The following is a 2,044-nucleotide window of genomic DNA, read 5'->3' as shown; positions in this document are numbered from 1 at the left end:
GCTTTGAGGTTGTAGATAGAACTGACGAAGTCGGTAACATATATACGGTAAGGCGACGCTGACGTGGTTTGAAGAGATTTTCGAAGAGTATCAATTGTGAAAGAATTACTTATCTATGATATAATAAAAAGAAAAGGCTTGCATAAGAAAGTAGGGAGAATGAAGATGAAAAGAAGACAAAATCGAAATCAGGGTGGTTTAGCTTTTCGTTTTATGAAGGGCTTGGTAAACTTTTTTAGGAGTTATCGCAGGTGGAGCAATAAAGGATTTGTGGCGGTACTCTTGCTAGCAGTTGCTTTATCAATGGGCTTGGTCTTGTTGGTTGAAAGTTTCCAAGGAATCCCTTTAACCAGTCAAAAACGAGATACTATTTCTCAAGAGGGGACTAAGCAAAAGTCTCAGGAGCAGGAAGAGGAAAAAACTGCCAGAATTATGGCCAACGGAGATTTGCTCTACCACGATGGACTTTTCTTTTCAGCTAAAAAAGAAGACGGTACCTATGACTTTCATGAGAATTTTGAGTATGTGACTCCTTGGCTCAAGCAAGCAGACTTAGCTATTGGTGACTTTGAAGGAACCATCAATAAGGATCATTATTTAGCAGGTTATCCTCTCTTTAATGCTCCTGCTGAAGTTATGGATGCCATTAAGGATGCAGGTTATCATGTGCTAGATTTAGCTCATAATCATATTTTGGATTCGCAAATTGAAGGAGTTATTTCAACGGCCGATATTATTGAGAAAGCTGGAATCACTCCAATCGGAGTTTATACGCACGAACCACGTGATCAGGCTCCGCTGGTCATTAAGGAAGTGAATGGAATCAAGGTTGCTCTTTTGGCCTATTCCTATGGATTCAATGGAATTGAACGGTATATTTCTCAGGAAGACTATAATCGTTATCTTTCAGATTTAAACGAAGATAAGATGAAGGCTGAAATTGAACGGGCAGAGAAGGAAGCAGATATCACCATTATCATGCCTCAGATGGGTGTGGAGTATCGATTGGAACCAACTGAGGAACAAAAAGCTCTTTATCACAAGATGATTGATTGGGGGGCGGATATTATCTTTGGAGGGCATCCTCACGTTGTGGAACCATCTGAAACGGTTGAAAAAGATGGAGACAAGAAACTCATTATCTATTCAATGGGGAACTTCATTTCCAATCAACGGATTGAATCTATGGGAGATGAAGAAAATGCTAAGTGGACTGAACGTGGCGTTCTCATGGATGTAACCATTAAGAAGAAGGATGGAAAAACAACTATCGGAACAGCTAAAGCTCATCCTACTTGGGTCAATCGAACACCAAAGGGAACCTTTTCACCAGAAGGCTATCCTTTATATCATTATCAAACCTATATCTTGGAAGATTTTATAGAGGGTGGCAGTCATCGTGACCAGTTAGATGAAGCGACTAAGGAACGAATTGATACAGCCTATAAAGAAATGAACGAACATGTGGGATTGAAGTGGGATTAGCTTGAATAGACTTCCTGCGAAACAAAATATGGTATAATAGTTCTATGAATTATGAAGCAAGTAAACAACTAACTGATGCACAATTTAATCGTCTTGTTGGTGTTCAGCGCACGACTTTTGAAGAGATGTTAGCTGTATTAAAAATTAAACACGCAAAAGGGGGACGAAAACCTAAATTAAGCCTAGAAGACCTTCTTATGGCCACTCTTCAATATGTGCGAGAATACCGCACTTATGAACAAATTGCGGCTGATTTTGGTATTCACGAAAGCAACTTAATCCGTCGGAGCCAATGGGTTGAAGTAACTCTTGTTCAAAGTGGTGTTACGATTTCAAGAACTCCTCTCAGTTCTGAGGACACGGTAATGATTGATGCGACGGAAGTAAAAATCAATCGCCCTAAAAAAAGAATTAGCGAATTATTCTGGTAAAAAGAAATTTCACGCTATGAAGGCTCAAGCGATTGTCACAAGTCAAGGGAGAATTGTTTCTTTGGAGATCACTGTGAACTATTGTCATGATATGAAGTTGTTCAAAATGAGTCGCAGAAATATCGGAC

1 protein-coding gene and 1 pseudogene are annotated in these 2,044 nt (G+C 39.5%); both read left to right on the top strand.

Translation table 11 applies throughout. The features are described 5' to 3' along the window. The first annotated feature begins 165 nt into the window (after positions 1–165). Positions 166–1,485, top strand: coding sequence for a CapA family protein (locus HT719_RS03675; protein ID WP_000830204.1), 1,320 nt, complete (start codon positions 166–168; stop codon positions 1,483–1,485). Positions 1,486–1,529: 44 nt separating this feature from the next. Further along, a pseudogene (locus tag HT719_RS03670) lies at positions 1,530–2,044 on the top strand (transposase family protein); the annotation flags it as partial.

This window comes from Streptococcus sp. k-378 (genome assembly GCF_013277505.1).
In the GTDB taxonomy this organism is placed as follows: Bacteria; Bacillota; Bacilli; order Lactobacillales; family Streptococcaceae; genus Streptococcus; species Streptococcus pseudopneumoniae.
Note: the sequence above shows the minus strand (reverse complement) of the source record. Positions and strands in the feature narration are given on the sequence as shown.

Bases quoted from the DNA above. Each gene is read 5' to 3' on its own strand.
- HT719_RS03675 (WP_000830204.1), top strand. From the start codon at position 166: ATGAAAAGAAGACAAAATCGAAATCAGGGTGGTTTAGCTTTTCGTTTT.